Annotated in this window: 19 protein-coding genes; 10 read left to right on the plus strand and 9 right to left on the minus strand. The window is 68.4% G+C overall.

Annotation, left to right across the window (positions count from 1 at the left end):
• Positions 1–8: 8 nt before the first annotated feature.
• On the minus strand, positions 9–1,340 hold the full coding sequence (locus tag ABIC50_RS11600; RefSeq protein WP_354163920.1) for an MFS transporter: 1,332 nt from the start codon (positions 1,338–1,340) through the stop codon (positions 9–11).
• 273 nt (positions 1,341–1,613) lie between these two features.
• Here ABIC50_RS11600 and ABIC50_RS11605 point away from each other — a divergent pair, with 273 nt between their 5' ends.
• The 4 genes from ABIC50_RS11605 (at position 1,614) to ABIC50_RS11620 (ending at position 5,846) form a co-directional block, all read left to right on the plus strand.
• The gene (locus ABIC50_RS11605) at positions 1,614–2,390 is read left to right on the plus strand and encodes an enoyl-CoA hydratase/isomerase family protein (RefSeq protein ID WP_354163922.1); all 777 of its coding nucleotides are present in this window, start codon (positions 1,614–1,616) and stop codon (positions 2,388–2,390) included.
• 19 nt (positions 2,391–2,409) lie between these two features.
• Complete coding sequence (locus ABIC50_RS11610) at positions 2,410–4,509, plus strand: acetate--CoA ligase family protein (RefSeq protein ID WP_354163924.1); 2,100 nt, start codon at positions 2,410–2,412, stop codon at positions 4,507–4,509.
• 198 nt (positions 4,510–4,707) lie between these two features.
• On the plus strand, positions 4,708–5,676 hold the full coding sequence (locus ABIC50_RS11615; protein ID WP_354163926.1) for a DUF72 domain-containing protein: 969 nt from the start codon (positions 4,708–4,710) through the stop codon (positions 5,674–5,676).
• A complete protein-coding gene (locus ABIC50_RS11620) occupies positions 5,673–5,846 on the plus strand; it encodes a hypothetical protein (RefSeq protein WP_011661214.1) in 174 nt (57 codons plus the stop codon). The genes ABIC50_RS11615 and ABIC50_RS11620 overlap by 4 nt, the downstream gene beginning before the upstream one ends.
• Before the next feature lie 52 nt (positions 5,847–5,898).
• Here ABIC50_RS11620 and ABIC50_RS11625 read toward each other — a convergent pair whose 3' ends face one another.
• Positions 5,899–6,798 (minus strand): LysR family transcriptional regulator, encoded by a 900-nt coding sequence (locus tag ABIC50_RS11625; protein ID WP_354163927.1) that lies wholly within the window; start codon positions 6,796–6,798, stop codon positions 5,899–5,901.
• Positions 6,799–6,908: 110 nt separating this feature from the next.
• Between ABIC50_RS11625 and ABIC50_RS11630 the strand changes: the two genes are divergently transcribed.
• Entirely contained in the window at positions 6,909–7,772 is an 864-nt protein-coding gene (locus ABIC50_RS11630; protein WP_354163928.1) for an SDR family oxidoreductase, read from the plus strand.
• A gap of 126 nt (positions 7,773–7,898) precedes the next feature.
• Positions 7,899–8,297: a cupin domain-containing protein gene (locus ABIC50_RS11635; protein WP_354163929.1), complete on the plus strand. Its 399-nt coding sequence runs from the start codon at positions 7,899–7,901 to the stop codon at positions 8,295–8,297.
• 67 nt (positions 8,298–8,364) lie between these two features.
• Here the strand turns inward: ABIC50_RS11635 and ABIC50_RS11640 are convergent, their stop codons facing one another.
• The gene (locus ABIC50_RS11640) at positions 8,365–9,240 is read right to left on the minus strand and encodes an aldo/keto reductase family oxidoreductase (RefSeq protein ID WP_354163930.1); all 876 of its coding nucleotides are present in this window, start codon (positions 9,238–9,240) and stop codon (positions 8,365–8,367) included.
• A gap of 99 nt (positions 9,241–9,339) precedes the next feature.
• On the opposite strand from ABIC50_RS11640, the gene ABIC50_RS11645 reads away from it, so the two are divergent.
• Complete coding sequence (locus ABIC50_RS11645) at positions 9,340–10,242, plus strand: LysR family transcriptional regulator (RefSeq protein ID WP_354163932.1); 903 nt, start codon at positions 9,340–9,342, stop codon at positions 10,240–10,242.
• A gap of 18 nt (positions 10,243–10,260) precedes the next feature.
• Here ABIC50_RS11645 and ABIC50_RS11650 read toward each other — a convergent pair whose 3' ends face one another.
• The 5 genes from ABIC50_RS11650 to xylA all read right to left on the minus strand — a co-directional run bounded on the left by ABIC50_RS11650 (position 10,261) and on the right by xylA (position 17,021).
• Positions 10,261–11,460: a sugar ABC transporter permease gene (locus ABIC50_RS11650; RefSeq protein ID WP_354163933.1), complete on the minus strand. Its 1,200-nt coding sequence runs from the start codon at positions 11,458–11,460 to the stop codon at positions 10,261–10,263.
• Positions 11,457–13,016, minus strand: a complete 1,560-nt coding sequence (xylG, locus tag ABIC50_RS11655; RefSeq protein WP_175707902.1) for a D-xylose ABC transporter ATP-binding protein — start codon at positions 13,014–13,016, stop codon at positions 11,457–11,459. The genes ABIC50_RS11650 and xylG overlap by 4 nt, the downstream gene beginning before the upstream one ends.
• A gap of 71 nt (positions 13,017–13,087) precedes the next feature.
• Positions 13,088–14,116 carry a D-xylose ABC transporter substrate-binding protein gene (xylF, locus tag ABIC50_RS11660; protein WP_354163935.1) on the minus strand — a complete coding sequence of 343 codons (1,029 nt, stop codon included), beginning with the start codon at positions 14,114–14,116 and terminating at the stop codon, positions 13,088–13,090.
• 99 nt (positions 14,117–14,215) lie between these two features.
• Complete coding sequence (gene xylB / locus ABIC50_RS11665) at positions 14,216–15,694, minus strand: xylulokinase (RefSeq protein ID WP_354163937.1); 1,479 nt, start codon at positions 15,692–15,694, stop codon at positions 14,216–14,218.
• A gap of 4 nt (positions 15,695–15,698) precedes the next feature.
• Positions 15,699–17,021 carry a xylose isomerase gene (gene xylA, locus ABIC50_RS11670; RefSeq protein WP_354163938.1) on the minus strand — a complete coding sequence of 441 codons (1,323 nt, stop codon included), beginning with the start codon at positions 17,019–17,021 and terminating at the stop codon, positions 15,699–15,701.
• Between the two features lie 266 nt (positions 17,022–17,287).
• Between xylA and ABIC50_RS11675 the strand changes: the two genes are divergently transcribed.
• From ABIC50_RS11675 to ABIC50_RS11685, 3 genes are all read left to right on the plus strand, one after another.
• A complete protein-coding gene (locus ABIC50_RS11675) occupies positions 17,288–18,481 on the plus strand; it encodes a XylR family transcriptional regulator (protein WP_354163940.1) in 1,194 nt (397 codons plus the stop codon).
• 27 nt (positions 18,482–18,508) lie between these two features.
• Entirely contained in the window at positions 18,509–19,597 is a 1,089-nt protein-coding gene (locus ABIC50_RS11680) for an aldose epimerase family protein (protein WP_354163942.1), read from the plus strand.
• A gap of 168 nt (positions 19,598–19,765) precedes the next feature.
• Positions 19,766–20,926, plus strand: coding sequence for a glycoside hydrolase family 53 protein (locus tag ABIC50_RS11685; protein ID WP_354163943.1), 1,161 nt, complete (start codon positions 19,766–19,768; stop codon positions 20,924–20,926).
• A gap of 50 nt (positions 20,927–20,976) precedes the next feature.
• Here ABIC50_RS11685 and ABIC50_RS11690 read toward each other — a convergent pair whose 3' ends face one another.
• On the minus strand, positions 20,977–22,281 hold the full coding sequence (locus tag ABIC50_RS11690) for a sugar efflux transporter (RefSeq protein WP_354163944.1): 1,305 nt from the start codon (positions 22,279–22,281) through the stop codon (positions 20,977–20,979).

Consider the following 22,281-nt stretch of genomic DNA (forward strand, 5'->3'; position numbering starts at 1 on the left):
CGCAGGCGTCAGCGTTCGCGAATCGCGCGGGCCGGAATGCCGAGCACGACCGCGAGCCCGCCGAGCACCGACACGATCGCGACCGTGTAGAGGCCGATCGCGCTGCTGCCGAAGTGCGTCGACGTGTAGCCGATCACCGACGGCGCCGCCATGCCGCCGAACTGGCCGAGACTGCTGATCAGGCCGATCCCGCTCGCGGCCACGGTGCTCGACAGATACGCGGGCGGAATCGTCCAGAACAGCGACAGCATCCCGAGATAGCCGGCCGTCGCGATGCAGAGGAGTACGATGAGTGCCGTCGGCTGCGACGAGGCGGCCGGCAGCAGCGCGACGCCGAGCGCGGCCATCACGGCGCTGCCCATGAAATGCCAGCGCCGTTCGAGCTTGCGATCGGAGTGCCGGCCGAGCAGATACATCGCGACCGCGCCGAACACGTACGGGATCGCCGACAGCAGCCCGATGGTCCAGAAGTTCGTGATGCCGCTCTTGCGGATCACGCTCGGCGCCCACACGTGCACGACGATGCTCGCCCACGGCACGCTGAAATACGCGAACGTCAGGAAATAGAACTTCGGCTCCTTCAGTGCATCCCAGATCGAGCCGTGCGCATGCGATGCCTTCAGCGCCGCATCGTGTTCGAGTTCGCGCAGCAGCAGCGCCTTCTCGTCGTCGCTCAGCCACGTCGCCTGCTCCGGACGATCGGTCAGATACAGGTAGGCGAACAAGCCGGCCACGACCGACGGCAACCCTTCGATCACGAAGAGCCACTGCCAGCCCTTCAGGTCCAGCGCGCCCGACAGGTTGTTCAGGATCAAACCGGACACTGGGCCGCTGACGATGCCCGACACGCAGATCGCCGTCATGAACAGCGCGGTGACGCGCGCGCGGCGCGCCGACGGGAACCAGTACGTGAAATACAGGATGATGCCGGGAAAGAAACCGGCCTCCGCGACGCCGAGCAGCACGCGTGCGATGTAGAACTGCATCGGCGTCTGCACGAACGCGGTACCCGCCGATACGAGCCCCCACAACGCCATGATCCGCATCAGCGTCTTGCGCACGCCGACCCGCGCGAGCCACAGGTTGCTCGGCACCTCGAACAGCATGTAACCGGCGTAGAACAGGCCGACGCCAAAACCGAACGCCGCTTCGCTCAGCCCGATGTCCCGCGAGAACTGCAGATGGGCGAAGCCGATGTTGGCGCGATCGATATACGCGAACACGTAGCAGACGAACAGGAACGGCAATAGCCGCCGCGTGACCTTCGCATATACCGCGTCGAGTGCCGGCCGATCGGCGCCGCTTCGCTCGAGCGGTTCCGTTGCAATGGCGTGTTGCATCTTGTCTCCAGTCTTGTTGATTGCGCCGCGACGCCGAATCGGTGTGTTGTTTTCACCTGTCGCGGTGAAATCGATTATCGGCGGCTGGCGGCAAGCCGCAACCGCGCTGTTTCACTAGATGAAACAACGACCGGCCACCTGACAGTTTCATTCAGTGAAACCGTGCCGATGGCAGCCGCGTGGGGCCGCGCTACGCTTGCAGCAACCGGATCGGCCCCGCGCTAAGCATCGCCGATTCATCGCACCGCTTCGTTTTCCACGCAGGAAGAGATCATGCAAACCATCGACGTCACGATCCAATCGAACATCGCGACCCTGGCCCTGAACCGCCCCGACAAGCGCAACGCCGTCAGCGACGCGATGCGCGGGGAGCTCATCGAAGCGCTCGATTCGCTCGCCCGCGCACCGGAAGTGCGCGCCGTCATCGTCACCGGCAGCGGCAAGGGGTTCTGCGCAGGCGGCGACATCGCCGGGATGGCGCAGCGCATGGATGCGCCGGCCGACGAGGTCGCGTTCAACGGCTGGTCGCGCCAGCAGCGCGTCCATCATGCCGTTTCGCTGCTGCACACGATGCCGAAGCCGACGATCGCGGCCGTGAATGGCGCCGCGGCCGGGCTCGGCGCCGACATGGCGCTGTCGTGCGATTTCGTGATCGCGTCGGAAGCGGCGACGTTCGTGTGGAGCTACATCAAGCGCGGATTGATTCCCGACGGCGGCGGCCTGTATTTCCTGCCGCGGCGCGTCGGGCTCGCGGCCGCCAAGGACCTGATCTTCAGCGGCCGCAAGGTCGACGCGCGCGAGGCGCGCGAACTGGGCATCGCCGACCGGATCAGCCCGCCCGACACGCTGCTCGCCGACGCCACCGCGTGGGCGAGCGAACTGATCCAGGGTTCGCCCACCGCGCTCGCGCTCGGCAAGGCGATCCTGAACCAGAGCTACGAGCTGTCGGCACCGCAAGTGCTGTCGCAAGGCAGCCAGGCGCAGGCGATCTGCTACACGAGCCGCGAGCACCGCGATGCCGTGCGCGCCTTCCTCGACAACGCGCGCTGAGCGCCGCCAGGAACTTCCGATGAACGCCATTGAAAAATTGATGCGGCCGGCCCGCGTCGCCGTCATCGGCGCGTCCGCCGATCCCGCGAAGACCGCCGGCCGGCCCGTCGCCTACTTGCAGAAACACGGCTTCGGCGGAGACATCTATCCGGTCAATCCGCGCTATCCGTCGATTGCCGGCCTGCGCTGCTACGAGGACGTCGAATCGCTGCCGCACGCACCCGATGTCGGCATCGTGCTGCTCGGCGCCGAGCGCGCGCACGTCGCGGTCGCGGCGCTCGCGAAACGCGGGACCGCCGCCGCGATCGTGCTCGCGAGCGGCTATGCCGAAACCGGCGAGGCCGGCGCACGCCGCCAGGCGCAACTGAAGGAGGCGGCCGGCTCGATGCGGGTGCTCGGGCCGAACACGATCGGCGTCGTCAACCTCACCGATCGCGTCACGTTGTCCGCGAGCGGCGCGCTGGACACCGACGGCTTCGCCGTCGGCGGCGTGAGCGTCGTGTCGCAGAGCGGCGGCATTCTCGGCGCGCTGCTGTCGCGCGCGGCCGATCGCGGGATCGGCCTGTCGAAGCTCGTATCGACCAGCAACGAAGTCGACCTCGACGTGAGTGACTTCATCGATTACTTCATCGACGACGACGCGACGTCCGTGATCGCGCTGTACCTCGAAGGGCTGCGCGATCCCGCGCGGTTTCGCGCGGCCGCGCGCCACGCGGCGCATGCGGGCAAGCCGATCGTCGCGTACAAGATCGGGCGATCGGCGTCCGGCGCGCGCTCGGCCGTCTCGCACACCGGTGCGCTCGCCGGCGAGGACCGGATGTACGACGCGCTGTTCCGCGACGCCGGCGTGATTCGCGCGCAGACGTTCGGCGATCTGCTCGACCTGCCGAACGCCTTCGCGGCCGGGCGCACGCTGCGCGGCTCGCGCGTCGCGATTCTCACGTCGACCGGCGGCGCGGGCACGCTCGTCGCGGACAACTTGGGGCTGGCCGGCTTCGACACGCCCGAGCCCGATGCGGACACGGCCGCCGCGCTGCGCGCGCTGCAGACCGGCGATCACGCGGTGCTCGATCGCAATCCGATCGACGTGACGCTCGCGGGCCTGCAACCCGACCTGCTGCGCCGCGCGATCCGCACGCTCGCCGACAGCCCGTCGTACGACGCTGTCGCCGTGATCGCCGGCTCGTCGAGCATCGGCATGCCGGAGCTGATGGCCGGCGCCGTGCGCGATGCATTGCCGGGCACCGACAAGCCGGTGGTCGCGTTCGTGAGCCCGCATGCGCCGGCCGTCACGCACGCGTTGAACCGGCTCGGCGTGCCGGCGTTCGTGTCGCCGGAGAGCGTCGCGAGCGCGCTGGCCGCGATGCGGGACGCCGGCCGCTGGCGCGCGCGGGCGGCGGCTGCGATCGCCGATGCCGATACCGCGGCAACCGGCGTCGACGTGCGGGACCTGCCGTGCGGGCCGCTCGACGAAGCGCAGGCAAAGGCGCTGTTCGCGCGCTTCGGCGTGACGCCGGTGCGCGAGCGCGTCGTGCGCGATGCGGCGGACGCCGAGCAGGCGGCACGGCACTTCGGCGATCGCGTGGTGCTGAAACTGCTGTCGAACCGCGTCACGCACAAGAGCGACATCGGCGGCGTCGCGGTCGGGGTGGACGCCGATGCGATCGGTGCACGGCTCGAACGCATGCGCGACGACGTCGAGACCGGCGCCGGGTTTGCGCCGGATGCGTTCCTGGTGCAGGAAATGGTCTCAGGCGGCGTTGAAATGATCGTCGGCCTGCACCGCGACCCGCTCGGCACCGCGATCCTGCTCGGGATGGGCGGCGTGACCGCGGAGATTTTCAACGACACGGTGTTGCGGATGCTGCCGGAAGATGCGCCGCTGTCGCGCGACGATGCATTCGACATGATCCGCGCGCTTCGCACGTGGCCGCTGCTCGACGGCTATCGCGGCCGCCCGAAAGCGGACGTCGACGCGCTCGCCGACGCGCTCGTCGCGTTTGCACGGATGGCGCGCCAGCTCGGTCCGCGGCTCGTCGAAGCGGAAATCAATCCGCTGTTCGTGCTCGAGGCCGGCCGCGGCGTGCGTGCCGCGGACGGTGTCGCGGTGCTGTGCTGACGTCGAACGTCCGCCTGTGACCCAGGCCGGCCCGCTACCGGCGCTGCGGCGAGCCGGCCGTCGGCAGACGGTCGGGGGCCGCTACGCCGCGCGCCGACGTGCACGGCCCGCCGAGTGCCCACGGCAACGCGCATGCCGCACGCCGTGGCACGCGCGTTGCTACTTGCCACGGATATCCACGGACTTCCGGGCATCGACGTGAAAGGCACAACCGGCGAGATACACATCGGCATCTCAGGCTGGCGCTACGACGGCTGGCGCGGCACCTTCTATCCGAAAGGGCTGAAGCAGGCCGCCGAGCTGCAATACGCGTCCGGCCGGATGCAGACGATCGAGATCAACGGCACGCACTACAGCCTGCAATCGCTCTCCAGTTGGCGGCGCTGGTACGACGAAACGCCGCCGGGTTTTACGTTCAGCGTGAAAGGCTCGCGCTATCTGACCCACATGCTGCGCTTTCGCGACGAAACGGCGACGACGGCATGTGCGAACTTCTTCGCGCAGGGGCTCCTTGCGCTGAATGACAAGCTCGGGCCGATCCTATGGCAATTTCCGCCATCGCTGCGTTTCGACCCCGAGCACATGGAACATTTCCTGAGGCTGCTGCCGCCCGACACGGAAGCCGCGCTCGCCCTCGCGCAACAGCACGACCGCAGGGTCAAGACGCCGTATTTGCACATCGACCGCAAGCGCAAATTGCGTCACGCTGTCGAAGTGCGTCACGCGAGCTTCGTGGATCCCGCGTTCGTGAAGCTGCTGCGCCGCCACAAGGCCGCGCTCGTCGTGTCGGACTCCACCGAGGCGTGGCCGCAGTTCGAGGATCTGACCGCGCGCTTCGTCTACATGCGGCTGCACGGCACGGAAACGAAGTACTCCGGCGAGTATTCCGATGCGTCGCTCGATCGGTGGGCGCGCAGGATCACGTCGTGGTGCGGCGGCGCGCAGCCCGCCGATGCGCGCCTTGCGGCGCCGGATCTGGCGCCGCCGCGCGCGCAGCGGCGCGACGTGTACTGCTATTTCGACAACGACGTGAAAACGAAAGCACCGTTCGACGCTGGGCGCCTGATGGAACGCCTCGGCCTGCATCCGCACGAACCGCTGCCGGAGAAAGCGGCGGCCGCGCGACGGCAATCCGAGCGAGAACCCGAACCGCAAGGAGAAAAATGATGACTCTGCTTATCTACCTGGTCGGATGGATCATTTTCATCGGCGGCGTGGCATGGGGATTGATGACGCTGCACGTGTCGCAGCACATCATCGAGATCGTCGCCGTCATCCTGTTCGGCATCGCGGTGATCACGGGCGCGGTACGCGCACGCACCCGCGACCGGACGTAACGCACGCGCGCCGCCGCGGTATCGCGAACCCCGCCCCGCGCGCGGCGCGGTTTCACTGCTGCCCGTCGATATAGGCGGCCAGTTCTTGCGGGGTGCCCGACGGAAACGTGCTCTTGAGGTGATCGAGAAACGCGGACACGCGCGCGCTCAACAATCGCCTGGAAGGATAAAGCGCCCACAGGGCGATGTCGGGCCCCGGCACGTCGCCCCAACTGACGAGCGTGCCGGCGGCGAGATCGCCGCTCACGAGCGACACCGGCAAGCAAGCGGCGCCCCGCCCGAGCCGGACCGTATCGCGCACCATGATCAGCGACGACAGCCGGGCCACCGGCTCGATCGCGATACGTGACGTCGCGGCCGGGCCCGTGACGTCCCATGCGGCGCGCCTGTCGTCGCTGCCGCGAACGACGGCCGGTGCGGCCGCGTCGCCGCTCGGCCGTGCCAGCGCCGGCGTGGCCACGACGACCAGCCGGTCACGCAGGAACACGCGCCCGATCAGGCTTTCGTCCGGGTCGGGGTTCACGCGAATCACGAGGTCGTAGCCTTCGTCGATCATGTCGACGGGGCGGTCTTCCGTCGTGACTTCCACCCGCACGTCCGGATATTTCAACGCAAACGTCGCCACCAGCTTGCCCATCGCGAAATGCGAAAAGAGCATCGGCGCGCTGATGCGCAGCCGGCCGTGCGGCCGCTCGCCGCGCGATGCGATCGCCGATGCGCTGTCGGCCAGCTCGGCGAGCAGCGCACCCGTGCGCTCGTAAAGTGCGCGCCCTTCCTGCGTGAGCGTCACGCCGCGCGAGCCGCGCTCGAACAGGCGCAGCGCGAGACTGTTCTCCAGTTCCGCGACGCGGCGCGACAGCGTCGCCTTCGGGCGCCCGGCCGCGCGTGCGGCTTCCCCGAAGCTACCATGACGGGCGACGAGATTGAAATCGGCGAGAGCGAGCAGGTCCATGTGTTCCACCTGTGAGACACCGGGTCTATTTAACACATCTTCCGGATCATGTGTGGATCACCTAACTTACGTGGGCAGTCAACCCAACCGTACTCTCAGGAGCGAACATCATGACCATTCTCGTTACCGGCGCCACCGGCCGTGTCGGCCGCCAGGTCGTCCATCAACTCGTCGACCGCGGCGCCAACGTGCGCGTGCTGGTGCGTGATCCGTCCAAAGCCGATTTTCCGGCGGCGGTGAATGTCGTTCAGGGCGACATGCTCGACATCGACTCGCTGCGCACGGCCTTCTCCGGCGTGCGCACGCTGTTCCTGCTCAACGGCGTGGCGGGCGACGAATTCACGCAGGCGCTGATCGCGCTGAATCTTGCACGCGAGGCGGGTATCGAGCGCGTCGTCTATCTGTCGGTCTTCGATGCCGACCGCTTCGTCAACGTGCCGCACTTCGCGGTGAAATCCGGCGCCGAGCGGATGATCGAGCAGATGGGATTCAGCGCGACGATCCTGCGCCCCGCGTATTTCATGGACAACGAATTGATTATCAAGGACACGATCGTCGATCACGGTGTCTACCCGATTCCGATCGGCAGCAAGGGCGTCGCGATGGTCGACGTGCGCGACATCGCGGAAGTCGCGGCGATCGAGCTGATCCGCCGCAACGACGCGCCCGGCAAGCTGCCGGTCGAGACCGTCAACCTAGTCGGGCCCGACACACTGACGGGCACGGAACTGGCGTCGATCTGGTCGGAGCTGCTTGGTCGTCCGGTGGCCTACGGCGGCGACGATCCCACGGCGTTCGAAAGCAATTTCGCGACTTTCATGCCGAAATGGATGGCCTACGAGATGCGCCTGATGGCCGAACGCTACGTCAGCGACGGGATGGTGCCTCAAGCCGGCGATGTCGAGCGCTTGACCGCGATCCTCGGCCGCCCGCTGCACGCGTACCGCGACTTTGCGGCAGCGCTGGTCCGCTGAGCGCGGCGCGACGCCGCCGTGCGCCGTAACGCCGGCATCAATATAATCGGCCTGACCCCCACATATCGATGAATCGGCAACGTGCCGGTTTCGATCCCGCATGCCACAACTGGATCTGGAGACGAGATGACCCTTCCCGCCGCTGCGTTCGCCGAATCGTTCGACCTCGAGGCTGCCTTCGCCGATGTATCCGAATACTGGTCGCCCAAGGTCGTCGCGCAGGTCAACGATCAGTACGTGAAAGTCGCGAAGGTTCGCGGTCAGCTCGTGTGGCACGACCATGCGCATGAAGACGAGCTGTTCTTCGTCGTGCGCGGGCGCCTGAAGATCGAGTATGAAGGCGGCCGCGTCGTCGACTTGCCCGCCGGCTCGATGCACGTGGTGCCGCGCGGCACGCAGCATAACCCCGTCGCCGACGACGAATGCTGGATCGTGCTGATCGAGCCCGTGCAGACGAAGCACACCGGCGATGTCGAGTCACCGTTGACGCGCACGATCGACGAGCAACTGGGTCAGGCTCGCTGAATTCGGCGGCCGGCGCGGACGCAGCGACCGGATGACGCGATGTCCGACACCAGCGCCCCTGCCCACGTCAACCGCCAGCAGCCCCGACCCCGTCGAGTTCGCGCACCGCGTCGTCCGGCAACACCAGCGCGCCGGCAGCGAGATTCTCGCGCAGATGCGCGACCGACGACGTTCCCGGAATCAGCAGGATGTTCGGCGCGCGGCGCAGCAGCCACGCGAGCGCTGTCTGCATCCGCGTCGCGCCGAGCCGCGCGGCGACCGCATCGAGCGTCGACGACTGCAACGGATTGAAGCCGCCGAGCGGAAAGTACGGCACGTATGCGATGCCGTCGCGGCCGAGCGCATCGATCAGCGCATCGTCGTCGCGATGCGCGAGGTTGTAATGATTCTGCACGCACGCGATGTCGCAGATCCGCCGGCCTTCGGCGATCTGCGCGGCCGTGACGTTGCTCAGCCCGATGTGTCGCACGAGGCCCTGCCGCTGTAGTTCGGCCAGCGCGGACAGCGGCGCCTCGATCGAGCCCTCGGCCGGGCCGTGCACGTCGAACATGATCCGCAGATTGACGACGTCGAGCACGTCGAGACCCAGGTTGCGCAGGTTGTCGTGCACGGCGGCCGCCAACGCGTCGGCGGAGAACGCCGGCAGCCATGAACCGTCGTCGCCGCGCGTCGCGCCGATCTTGGTCACGATCAGCAGATCGTCGCGATACGGATGCAACGCCTCGCGAATCAGCTGGTTGGTCACATGCGGACCGTAGAAGTCGCTGGTGTCGATGTGATCGACGCCTGCTTCGACCGCTTCGCGCAGCACGGCGAGCGCCGCGTCGCGATCCTTCGGCGGCCCGAACACGCCCGGCCCGGCCAGTTGCATCGCGCCGTAGCCGAGGCGATGAACGCGGCGGCCCGCCAAGGAAAACGTACCGGATTGAACGACGGGGGACATGATCGTGCTCCTGTGTGAACGAGTGAATCGCAGGTTACGCCGCGCGGCGCTGCACGATAAGCGGTCATAATGCGCACAACCTGTACGAAAAGGCGAACAATGCAAGTCGATCTCGGCGATCTGAACGCGTTCGTGGCGGTGGCGCGCGCGAAGGGCTTCCGCGAGGCCGCGCGCGTGGCCAACGCCAGTGCATCGGGGCTCAGCGAAGCGGTGCGCAGGCTGGAGGCGCAACTGGGCGTCCGGCTACTGCACCGCACGACGCGCAGCGTGTCGCCGACCGAAGCCGGCGCGCGTCTGCTCGCACGGCTCACGCCGGCGCTGAGCGAGGTGGAGGCGGCGCTCGACGTGGTGAACACGTTCCGCGAGAAGCCGGTCGGCACGCTGAAGCTCAACGTTCCGATGAGCGCGGCGCGGCTCGTGCTGCCGTCGATCGTCCCGCGCTTTCTCGACGCGTATCCGGAGATACGGCTCGACGTCGTGGCCGACGAAAGCTTCGTCGATATCCTCGCGGCCGGCTGCGACGCCGGCATTCGCTACGACGAGCGCCTCGAACAGGACATGATCGCCGTGCCGATCGGCCCACGTTCGCAACGCCTCGCGACCGCCGCGGCGCCCGCCTATCTCGACCGGCGCGGCCGCCCCGCCCATCCGCGCGACCTGCTCGATCACGCATGCCTGCGCGGCCGCTTCGCGAGCGGCGCGATGCCGGCGTGGGAATACGAGCGCGACGGCGAAGTGGTGCGCGTGGAGCCCTCGGGCCCGCTCGTCGTGCAGATCGGCGGCGCCGTCGATCTCATCGTCGACGCGGCCTGTGCGGGGCTCGGCATCGTGCATCTGTACGAAGACTGGCTGCGTCCGTACTTTGCGAGCGGCGCGCTCGAGCCCGTGCTCGACGGCTGGTGGCGGCCGTTCTCCGGCCCGTATCTGTACTACCCGGGGCGGCGTTTCGTACCGGCTCCGCTGCGCGCCTTCGTCGACTTCATCAAGGCCGATGCGGAATAGAAGGGATAGAACGCCCCCTCACCGCCGGTTCGACCGCGACACCACGTCGATCCACACCGCCAGCACCAGCACCGCGCCCTTGACGATCATCTGCCAGTACGCGTCGACGTCGAGCATCGACATCCCGTTGTCGAGGCTCGCCATCACGAGCGCACCGATCAGCGCGCCATAGACGGTGCCCGAGCCGCCGCGCATCGACGTGCCGCCGATGAAGCACGCGGCGATCGCGTCGAGTTCGCCCATCGTGCCGGCCGACGGCGAGCCGGCCGCGAGCCGCGCGGTATTGACGATCCCCGCGAACGCGCACATCAGCCCCATCAGCGCGAAGATCGCCAGCTTCACGCGATCCGTATCGACGCCCGACAGCCGCGTCGCCTCCAGGTTCGAACCCACCGCATAGATGCGTCGGCCGAACACGGTCTGCGTCGCGATCCACGAGAACGCGCCGAGCAGCGCGAGCAGCAGCAGTACGGGCACGGGGATGCCGCCGTAGCGGTCGAGCATCGCGACGAACGCGAACAGCACGGCCCCGGCGCCGACGATCTTCGCGACGTCCTGCCACAGCGGCGCGACCGCGAGCCGGTAACGGCGCCGCGTGCCGCGCTGCCGGACGACCAGCAGCGCGACGAGCGCGAACAGCAGCAGCGCGAGGCCGTCGCCCGCCACGCGCGGCAGGTAGCCCTGGCCGATGAACACGAAGCCGTCGGACACCGGCGCGATCGTCGAGCCGCCCGTCACGCCGAGCAGGATGCCGCGAAACGCGAGCATTCCGCCCAGCCCGACGATGAACGACGGCACGCGACGGTAGGTCGACCACCAGCCGTTGAACAACCCGACCAGCACGCCGAGCGCGAGCACCGCCGGCACCGTCGCGGCGACGGGCCAGTGACGATTGACGTCGAGGATCGCGGCGACGCCGCCGAGCAGCCCGAGCAGCGAACCGACCGACAGGTCGATCTCGCCCGCGATGATCACGAACACCATCCCGCACGCAAGCATCCCGGTGATCGACATCTGCCGCAGCAGGTTCGACACGTTGCGCGGCGTGACGAACGCACCGTCGGTCAGCACCGAAAAGAACACCCAGATCGCCGCGACCGCGAACAGCAGCGCGAGCACCTTGTAGCGCACGAAGACCTGGCGCAACGGATGGCCGTGCGCGCGGCGCACGTCGGCGTCCGGCGGCACGGCGGAAGAGGAAGACAGTTCGGTATTCATGGAGCACTCGCTGCAATGGGTTCGGCCGGACGCCGCGCGGGCGTCAGCGCGGCGCCGAGGATCTGTTCCTGCGTGAGGCCGTCGTTCACGAAATCGCCGCGCAGCTCGCCCTCGCCGATCACGAGCACGCGATCGGCCAGCCCGAGCACTTCCGGCAACTCCGACGACACGACGATCAGCGCGACGCCGCGTTTCGCGAGCGCAAAGATCAGCCGGTAGATCTCCGCCTTCGCGCCGACGTCGACGCCGCGGGTCGGCTCGTCGAGGATCAGCACCTGCGGGTCGGCCAGCAGCATCCTGGCGAGCACCGCCTTCTGCTGGTTGCCGCCGGACAGGCTCGCGATCGGCAGGAACGGATGCGCGGCGCGCACCGACAGCCGCTGCATCTCGGTGCGGATCGCATCGAGCTCGGCGGCGGCGTCGATCCGTCCGCGCGTCGCGAAACGGCGCAGCACCGACAGCGTGATGTTGTGGCCCACGCCGAGCTGCGGCACGATCCCGTGACGCTTGCGGTCCTCCGGCACCATCGCGATGCCCGCGCGGATCGCGTCGGCCGGCGCGCGGATCGCGAGCGGCCGGCCGTTCATCCGCACGCTCGCGGTGCTCGCGCCCGGATACGCGCCGAAGATCGCCTGCATCAGCTCGGTGCGCCCCGCGCCGACGAGCCCGGCGACGCCGAGGATCTCGCCACGCCGCACGCTGAACGATACGTCGTCGACGCGCTTGCGGCGCGGGTTGGCCACGTCGTGACAGGTCACGTTGCGTGCCTCCAGCACGACGTCGCCGATCTCGTGCGGCTCGCGCGGATACAGGTTGCGGATCTCGCGGCCGACCATCATCGCGATGATCCGATCGGTGGTCAGCGTGCTCATCGGCTCGGTCGCGACATGGCGGCCGTCGCGAATCACGGTCACGGTGTCGCATACCGCGTCGACTTCGTCGAGCTTGTGCGAGATATACACGCACGCGACACCGCGACGCTTCAGGTCGCGCACGATGTCGAGCAGGATGCGCGTCTCGGCGGCGCTCAGCGACGACGACGGCTCGTCGAGGATCAGCAGCTTCGCGCGCTTGTTCAGCGCCTTCGCGATTTCGATCAGCTGCTGGTGGCCGCCGCCGTAGTTCATCACCGGCTGCGCGACGTTGATCGCGTCGATCCGCAGCTCGCGCAGCAGCGCTTCCGAACGCCGCACCATCTCCGCGTAGTGCATGCGCCCGCCGGGCAGCGTGATTTCGTTGCCGAGAAAGATGTTCTCGGCAACCGACAGCTCGGGCACGAGCATCAGCTCCTGGTGAATGATCACGATGCCCGCGCGCTCTGTGTCGCGCACGCCGGACGCGACGAGCGGCGCGCCTTCCCAGCGGATCTCGCCGTCCCACGTGCCGTGCGGGTAGACGCCCGACAGCACCTTCATCAGCGTCGACTTGCCGGCGCCGTTCTCGCCGCACAGGCCGACGCACTCGCCCGGCCGCACGGTCAGGTCGATTCCGTCGAGCGCCTTCACGCCGTCGAATGCCTTGACGATGCCGCGCATCGTCAGCAAGGGTTCGGTCATACGTTCATCGCCTCGCAGTGCGCACGCGGCCGCCTGCCTGGCCGGCCGCGTGCATCGCCTCCGTCGTGCCGTTACTGGCTCGCCAGCTGGGCCTGGGTGTAGAAGCCGTCCTTCACGACGACGTCGACGTTGCGCTTCGTCAGCAGCGTCGGCTGCAGCAGCACCGTGTCGACCTTCTTCTTGCCGTTGTCGTATTGCGCGTTGAACGCGGGCTTCGCGCCCTTCGCGAGATCGACGGCGAGCTTCGCGGCTTCGCTCGCGATCAGCTTCAGCGGCTTGTAGACCGTCATCGTCTGCGTGCCGGCGATCACGCGCTTGACCGCCGCGAGGTCCGCATCCTGCCCGGACACCGGCACCTTGCCGGCCAGATGCTGCGCGGCGAGCGCCTGGATCGCGCCGCCCGCGGTGCCGTCGTTCGACGCGACGATCGCGTCGATCTTGTTGTTGTTCGCGGTCAGCGCATCCTCGACGATCCGCAGCGCGGTCGATGCGCTCCACTCGGGCACCCATTGCTGGCCGACGAGCTTGATGTCGCCGCGGTCGATCGCCGGCTTCAGCACCTTCAACTGGCCCGCGCGCAGCATCTTCGCGTTGTTGTCGGTCGGCGCGCCGCCGAGCAGGAAGTAGTTGCCCTTCGGCTTCGCGTCGAACACGCCCTGCGCCTGCAGTTCGCCGACCTTCTCGTTGTCGAACGAGATGTACGCGTCGACATCCGCGTCGAGGATCAGGCGGTCGTACGACACGACCTTGATGCCGGCCTTCCGCGCTTCGGCGACGACGTTGCCGAGCGTCTTCGAATTGAACGGCACGATCACGATCACGTCGACGCCGCGCGAGATCAGGTTCTCGATCTGGGAAATCTGCCGCGCCTCGCTGGCATCGGCCGACTGCACCGACACCTTCGCGCCGAGCTTTGTCGCGGCCGCGACGAAGTAATCGCGATCGCGCGACCAGCGCTCGACGCGCAGGTCGTCGATGCAGAAGCCGATCTCCGGCTTGTCCTTGCTCGCATGCGCGAGCGGTGCGCCCAGCGCGAGGATTGCCAGCGCAGCGGCGCCGGCAAGCGAGCTCAATACGGTACGACGCGTCACGGATTTCATGTCTCCACTCCTTGTTATTGGACAACCTCACGAACGCCGGGCGGCCGCCGGAATGCGCCGCCCGCATCGAGTCACTGCAACGCACAGGCCATCAGCCCGTCATGCGCCCGTTGCAAACACCGGTTCGAGCGCGCGGTAAAGCGCGCGAAACGTCGGACGCCGCTCGTCGCGATACCACGCATGCCGCGCGAGGTCGGGCTCGCGCACCGCGACGATCGGCGGCTGCGGGCACACGTCGTCGAGCGGCGCATCCGGTTCGAGCGCGAGACGCGCAAGGCGCGCGGCGCCCAGCGCCGGCCCCACTTCGCCGCCCGCGCGCAGCGTCAGCGCGCGGCCGCTCAGGTCGGCGAGCATCTGCGTCCAGTACGCGCTGCGCGAGCCGCCGCCGATCACCGTGATGCTGTCGGGCGCGAGCCCGGCCGCATGTAGCGCGTCGATGCCGTCGAGCAGCGCGAATCCGACACCTTCAAGCGTCGCGTTCGCGAGATCCGCACGCTGCGTGTCGGGCGTGAGCCCGTAGAACACGCCCTTCGCATTCACGTCGTTGTGCGGCGTGCGCTCGCCGCTCAGGTACGGCAGGAACCACGGGCGGCTCGTGCGCGCGTTCGTCTCGGCATCGTCGAGCAGCGCCGCGACGCCGCCGTAACCGGCCAGCTGCGCGCTGAAGTCGAGGCAGCCGGCCGCGTTCAGCATCACCGACATCAGGTGCCACGTATCGGGCAGCGCGTGACAGAAGCTGTGCACCGCCGATTCCGGATTCGCGCGAAACCCGTCCGACACCGCGAAATAAACGCCCGACGTGCCGAGCGACAGCAGCGCGTCGCCGGGCCGCACGATGCCGACGCCCACCGCGCCGGCCGCGTTGTCGCCGCCGCCGGCCACCACCGGGATCTCGCGCAGCCCGAGCGAGCGAGCGACGGCCGGCAGCAGCGTGCCGGTCACACTGTTGCCCTCGACCACGGCCGGCATCTGCGCGCGCGACAGTCCGCACGCGGCCAGCAGCGCGTCGTCGTAGTCGCGCTTCGCGACGTCGAGCCACAGCGTGCCGGCGGCATCCGACGGATCGGTTGCGAACGCACCGGTCAGGCGGTAGCGCAGATAGTCCTTCGGCAGCAGCACGTGCGCGATCCGCGCGAACACGTCGGGCTCGTGACGGCGCACCCACAGCAGCTTCGGCGCGGTAAAGCCGGGCATCGCGATGTTGCCGGCCACCGTGCGCAGCGCGGGCGCGAGCCGCTCGAGTTCCGCGCACTCCGCATCCGCACGACCGTCGTTCCAGAGAATCGCTGGGCGCAGCACATCGCCCTGCGCGTCGAGCAGCGTCGCGCCATGCATCTGCCCGGTCAGCCCCAGCGCGGCGATGTCATGCGGGTTGATGCCGGCCGCGCGTGCTTCATCGACGAGCGCGGCGAGCGCGCCGCATGCCGCGTCCCACCAGTCGCGCGGCGCCTGTTCGGACCAGCGCGGCCGCGGCCGGCTCACCGTCAGCGGGCGGCTCGCGCTCGCGCGCACCGCGCCGTCGCGGTCGAGCAGAACGGCCTTCACACCCGACGTGCCGAGATCGAGTCCGATATACATGGCGTCAGCGCAGCCCGTAGATCGCCTGGTTCACGATGTTCTCGAGCCGCTCCTGCGCGCCGCTCGCATGCCGCGGATCCACGCCGCGCGCGAGCGCGTCGTCGGCGAGCGACTGCAGCGTATAGCCGCCCGACAGGATCTTCTGTCCGAACGCATCGTCCCACTGCGCGTAGCGCTGCCGGCGCAGCGCGTCGAGCCGGTCGTTCTCGACCAGCACCGCCGCACGTTCCAGCGCGAGCGCGAGCACGTCGATTGCGCCGACGTGGCCGTAGAACAGGTCTTCCGGATCGACGCTCTGGCGGCGCACCTTCGCGTCGAAATTCATCCCGCCGGTGGTAAAGCCGCCGTGGCGCAGGATCTCGTAGAACGAGAGCGTCAGTTCCTCGACGCTGTTCGGAAACTGGTCGGTGTCCCAGCCGTTCTGCGGATCGCCGCGGTTCGCGTCGACGCTGCCGAACACGCCGAGCGCGAACGCATTCGCGATCTCGTGATGGAACGAATGACCGGCGAGCGTCGCGTGGTTCGCCTCGATGTTCACGCGGATCTCGTTCTGCAATCCGTACTGCACGAGGAAGCCGTGCACGGTCGCGACGTCATAGTCGTACTGGTGCTTGGTCGGCTCCTGCGGCTTCGGCTCGATCAGCAGCGCGCCCTTGAAGCCGATCCGGTGCTTGTGCTCGACGACCATCGACAGGAAGCGCGCGAACTGGTCGCGCTCGCGCTTCAGGTCGGTATTGAGCAGCGTCTCATACCCTTCGCGGCCGCCCCACAGCACGTAGTTCTCGCCGCCGAGCCGGTGCGTCGCGTCGAGCGCGTGGCACACCTGGGTCGCGGCCCACGCGAATACGTCGGGGTTCGGGTTCGTCGCCGCGCCCGCCGCGAAGCGTGGGTGCGAGAACAGGTTCGCGGTGCCCCACAGCAGCCGCACGCCGCTCGCCTGCTGGCGCTCGCCGAGATAGTCGACCATCCGCGCGAAATTGGCCGCGTACTCGCGCAGGCTGTCGCCCTCCGGCGCGACGTCCGTGTCATGGAACGTATAGAACGGCGTACCGAGTTTCGTGAAGAATTCGAATGCCGCATCGGCCTTCAGCCGCGCCCGCTCGAGTGCGTCGCCGGGCTGCTGCCAGGGCCGCTGGAACGCGCCCTGCCCGAAGATGTCGTGCCCCGGCCATACGAACGTGTGCCAGTAGCACACGGCAATCCGCAGATGCTCGGCCATCGTCTTGCCGAGCACACGCTTCTCGGCGTCGTAATGGTGGTAGGCCAGCGGGTTGTCCGACTGCGGACCTTCGTAACGAATCGCGGGAATGTGTTCGAAATACGACATGGTGTCTCCGTGCAGGCTCTTGTTGCAGCGCAACGCGCGTCGCGGCGACGCACGCGGCCGAATTCGGTTGACTGGATCGTGCCCGTGCGCCTGCCGGCCGGCAATTGCGAAATTGCGCAGCATGCTTAACGTTTCTTGCCAGTTGCTGCGCGCGGCACGCGTTCCGTCCTACAATCGCCGGACACCAGAACACCGCGCGCCGCCGCCCCGGGCGCGCCCCCGGAGACAACGGCACGACGCGCCCGGCGCGCGTGCCCCGACACCAGATGAACCGCGCCCCTTCCGCCCAGACACCGCACCGCATCGCGCTGCTGTTCAACGCGAACAAGGTCTACGACCGCGAGATCATCAGCGGCATCGGCCAATATCTGCACACGACGCGCGTCGTGTGGGACCTGTTCCTCGAAGACGACTTCCGCTGCCGGCTCGCCGGCATCGAGCGCTTCGACGGCGACGGCATCATCGCGGACTTCGACGATCCGGCCGTCGCCGACGCGCTCGCCGGCTCGCCGCTGCCGATCGTGGCGGTCGGCTCGTCATACGAGGATTCGGCGCAGTATCCGGACGGCGTCCCATATATTGCGACCGACAACCCCAAGCTCGTGTCGCTCGCCTATACGCACCTGATCGGCGCGGGGCTCGCGCATTTCGCGATGTACAGCCTGCCGGCCGCGCAGGAGAATCGCTGGGCGCAGCAGCGCGAGCTCGCGTTCGACCGGCTCGCGCGCGCGGACGGGCTCGACGCGCCGATCTACCGTGGCGTGTCGACGAGCGCGTCGGGCTGGGATCACGCGATCGAGCAGCTGATCGGCTGGCTGCATGCGCTGCCGAAACCCGTCGGCGTGATCGCCGTCACCGATGCGCGTGCGCGGCACCTGCTGCAGGCGTGCCTGATCGCCGGCATCGCGGTGCCGGAACAGGTCGCGATCATTGGCATCGACAACGATCCGCTCACTCGCACGCTGACGCGCATTCCGTTGTCGTCGGTGATCCAGGGCACCGAGGAAATGGGCCGCACCGCCGCGCACCTGCTGCACCGGATGCTGCGCGGCGCGCGTTTTCCGGGGCAGCGCATCCTCGTGCCGCCGGTCGGCATCAACGTGCTCGAATCGACGCGCCATCAGCCGCTCGCGAGCCCGCACGTGATGCGAGCACGGCATTTCATCCGCCAGTACGCGTGCCAGGGGATCAAGACCGAACAGGTCGCCGACTACGTCGGGGTGTCGCGCTCGCTGCTCGAAGAACACTTCCGGCGCGAACTGCAGCGCACCGTGCACCAGGAAATCCTGCGTCACAAGCTCGAGGCCGCCCAGGCGCTGCTCGCGGCCCGCAATGCGTCGAGCGCGGAAGTCGCGATCCGCTGCGGCTTCACGTCGCTGCAATACATGTATGCGGTGTTCCGCCGCGAACTCGGCTGCACGCCGCGCGAATACCAGGAACGCACCGCGCCTGCCCACTGAATTCACCGCCCAAAAGCGAACCCACTCATGCCTATCGATATCGACACTTCCCGCCCGGCAGCTGACGTCGGCCGCATTCCGTCCGAGCCGTGGGGCACGCCGCCCGGCGGCGATCCGGTGCGGCGCTATACGCTGCGCAACGCGCACGGGATGCGCGTCGTCATCAGCGATCTCGGCGCGACCGTCGTGTCGTGGCTCGCCCCCGACCGCACCGGGCGCTTCGCCGATATCGTGCTGGCCCACGACACGCCGGCCGATTACATCGACTCGGGCGCATACCTCGGCGCGACCGTCGGCCGCTGGGCGAACCGGATCGCGGCGGCGCGCTTCACGCTCGACGGCGTCGACTACACGCTCGACCGCAACGAGAACGGCAACCTGCTGCACGGTGGCGCGAGCGGCTTTCATCGCGCGCGCTGGGACGTGATCGACGACCACGGCGGGTTGACGCTGCGGCTCGATTCGCCGGAAGGGGATGCCGGGTTCCCCGGCAACGTGCGCGTGCAGGTGCGCTATACGCTCGACGACGACGGCACGCTGACGATCGACTATACGGGCGTAACCGATGCGCCCACGCCGTTGAACCTGACGAATCACAGCTACTTCAACCTGAGCGGACGCGCGGGCAGCGACGTGCGCGGGCATCTGCTGCAGATCGACGCCGATGCGTTCGTCGAAGTGGACGACGCGCTGATCCCGACCGGCACGGCCGACGTGACGGGCAGCGCGTTCGATTTCCGGCAGAGCGCGCCGATCGGCGCGCGCCTCGACTGGCCGCATGCGCAGCTCGCACGCGGGCGCGGCTTCGACCACTGCTACGTGCTGCGCGACCCCGGGCGCGGCGTGCGGCCCGTCGCGGCGATCTACGATCCGGAAAGCGGCCGGGAGCTCGCCGTGTCGACGGATCAGCGCGGGCTGCAGCTCTATACGGGCAACTATCTGGACGGCGTGCGCGCAAGCGGCGGCGTGGCGTGCGTGCAGCATGCGGCGCTGTGCGTCGAAGCCGGGTTCTTTCCGAACCAGGTCAACATGAACGCGCTGCGTGACGAAACCATCCTTCAGCCGGGCGACACCTATCGCCAGACGACGCGGTATCGGGTCGGCGTGCGGGGGTAGCGCCAGATAGTAGGCAACGCACGCGTTCTTTGCATCGGCATCGGCGGCTGCGCTACGCTCGTTCCGGCCTCGTGTCGTCTCGTATCGAGGCTGAAATTTAAGCGCTTAAACTGCAGAAGCCCGCGATTAGGCAATCGAAGGACCGGGCCCAACACTTGGAGGATGACAATGAACAGACGATCGATGTTGCGCTGGAGTGTCTCGACCGCGGCGCTCGCCTGCGTCGACCTGGCCGGCGCGTTGCCGGCCGTCGCGCAAGGCGTTGCGCGCGGCGCGGGCGGCGTCCCGTTCGCGATGGGCGCGGACGTGTCGACGCTGCCGGAGCTCGAAGCGCACGGCGCGCAATACTTCGACCGCGGGCACCCGCGCGACTGCCTGAAGATCCTGCACGCGCATGGCGTGGATTCGATCCGCATCAAGGTCTGGAACGATCCCGGCAACCCGGACTTCTTCCCCGCGAACCAGAGCGATGCGGCCGGCTACAACAATGCCGCACACGTCGTGGCGCTCGCGAAGCGTGCGGCCGCGCTCGGGATGCGGATCCTGATCGACTTCCACTACAGCGACTGGTGGGCCGACCCCGGCAAGCAATACCCGCCGCATGCGTGGGCCGGCAAGAATCTCGCCGATACGTGCGCGCTGCTGTCGGCCTATACGACCGACGTGCTGCGCCAGCTGCAGCGCGCCGGCGTGCGGCCCGAGTGGGTGCAGATCGGCAATGAGATCACCGGCGGCATGCTGTGGCCGCTCGGCCGCTACGACCAGTGGGACAACCTCGCGCAGCTGCTGAAGACGGGCCGCGATGCGGTGAAGGCCGTCGATCCGCGCATCAAGGTGATGCTGCACATCGACAGCGGCGGCGACAACGCGAAAAGCCGCTGGTGGTTCGACAGCGCGACGCAGCGCGGCGTGACGTTCGACGTGATCGGCCTGTCGTACTACCCGCAGTGGCAAGGCTCTCTCGACGACCTGCGCAACAACGCGAACGACCTCGCGGTGCGCTACGACAAGGAGCTGATCGTCGTGGAAACCGCGTATCCGTGGACCACCAGCGACGGCGACTCGGAACCGAACGCGATGACGAACACGGGCTCGACCGCGTTCCCGCCGTCACCGGCCGGCCAGGCGCAATTCCTCGCGGCGGTCGTCGATATCGTGAAGGGCGTGCCGGGCAATCGCGGCAAGGGCGTGTTCTGGTGGGAGCCGGAATGGATCCCGACGCCGGCCGTGGGCTGGAAGGTCGGCGCGGGCGATCAATGGGACAACAACACGTGGTTCGACTTCCACGGCAACGCGCTGTCGTCGCTCGACGCGTTCCGCCGGCGCTGATCCATTCTGTCTCACGACATCACGTCATCACCGCACCGGCGCCTTGCGCGTCAGTGCGGTGCATCGAAGCGGCGCCTCGAAGGCGCCGCCTTGCCGCTTGCATCACGCGCACCGCCCCGCTCGCCGCGCGCATCCCGCGCATCCCGGGCGAGCAGCGCGAATGCGACGAGCGCGAGCCCGCAGCATCCCGCGAACGTCGCGCGATAGCCGAACAGGTCGACACACGCGCCCGACAGCACGCCCGACGCAATCGAGCCGACCCGCGCGGTGCTGAAGAACATCGCGGTCGCGGTGCCGGGGCGCGTGGGCATCAGATCGCACACGCGCGTCATCCCGAGGCAGGACGTGATCGCGACCACGCACGCGCTCAGCAGTTGCAGCGGCAGGATCATGTCGACCCGCGTCACGACCGCGAGCCCGATGAAATACGCGGCGTGCACGGCCGCGCATGCGGTCAGCCAGCGTGCCTTGTCGAGCCGCGTCGACCGGACGCCAAGCCACAGCATCATCGGGATCTCGAGCAATGCGGCGAGACCCAGCGCGGCCGACACGTTCGCGGGCGTGCCGCCGAGCCCGCGCACGATGTACAGCGGCAACACGATCATCGTCGCGTTCGCCGCGAGCCCGATCAGCGTGAGCGCGACGAGGGTTCGCCGCACGCTCGCGCGCGGCGCGACGACGATCGCCGTCGTATCGACGGGTGTCGTTGCGTCGTCGCCGACCGCTTGCACATGAACGGCTGCCGGCCGCCGCGCGGGCTCCGGAATCCTCGCAACGATCGCCGCGCACGCGACGAAACCCGCGGCAGCCGCGAGAAAGAGCCCGGTAAAGCCTGTCTGCGCGAGGATCAGCGCGCCGAGCGCGGGACCGAACACCCACGCGACCGACAGCATCGTGCGCAGCGCGGCCGACGCGAGCTCGCGCTGCGCATCGTCGTCGACCGGCAGCACCGCGCGCGCGAACGAAAAGATCTGCGACAGCGACACGGCGCCCGCGCCGAGCAGGATCGTGCCGGCCGCGATCACCGGCCCGTGCGCGCGCAGCACGCACAGCAGCGCGAAACCGAGCGCGGCCGCAGCGAGCGACACGACGAGCAGCGGCCGGTGGCGGTCGCGACGATCCGACCAACGCCCGGCCCACGTGCTCGCGACCACCCCGCTCGCCGCGATCAGCGTCATGAAGACGCCCGCGAGCAACGGCGACATCCCGGCCGCCTCCACGCCGAACAGCGACAGGTACGGCGCGGTAAACGACATCGCGACGCCGAGCATCAGCGCCGCCGCGGACAGCGGCACGAAATGCGCGACTCGCGCGAGGCGCGCGACATGCAATCGCGGCGATTGCAACGACTGCAT

Source organism: Burkholderia sp. 567 (assembly GCF_040545115.1).
Taxonomy (GTDB): Bacteria; Pseudomonadota; Gammaproteobacteria; order Burkholderiales; family Burkholderiaceae; genus Burkholderia; species Burkholderia ambifaria.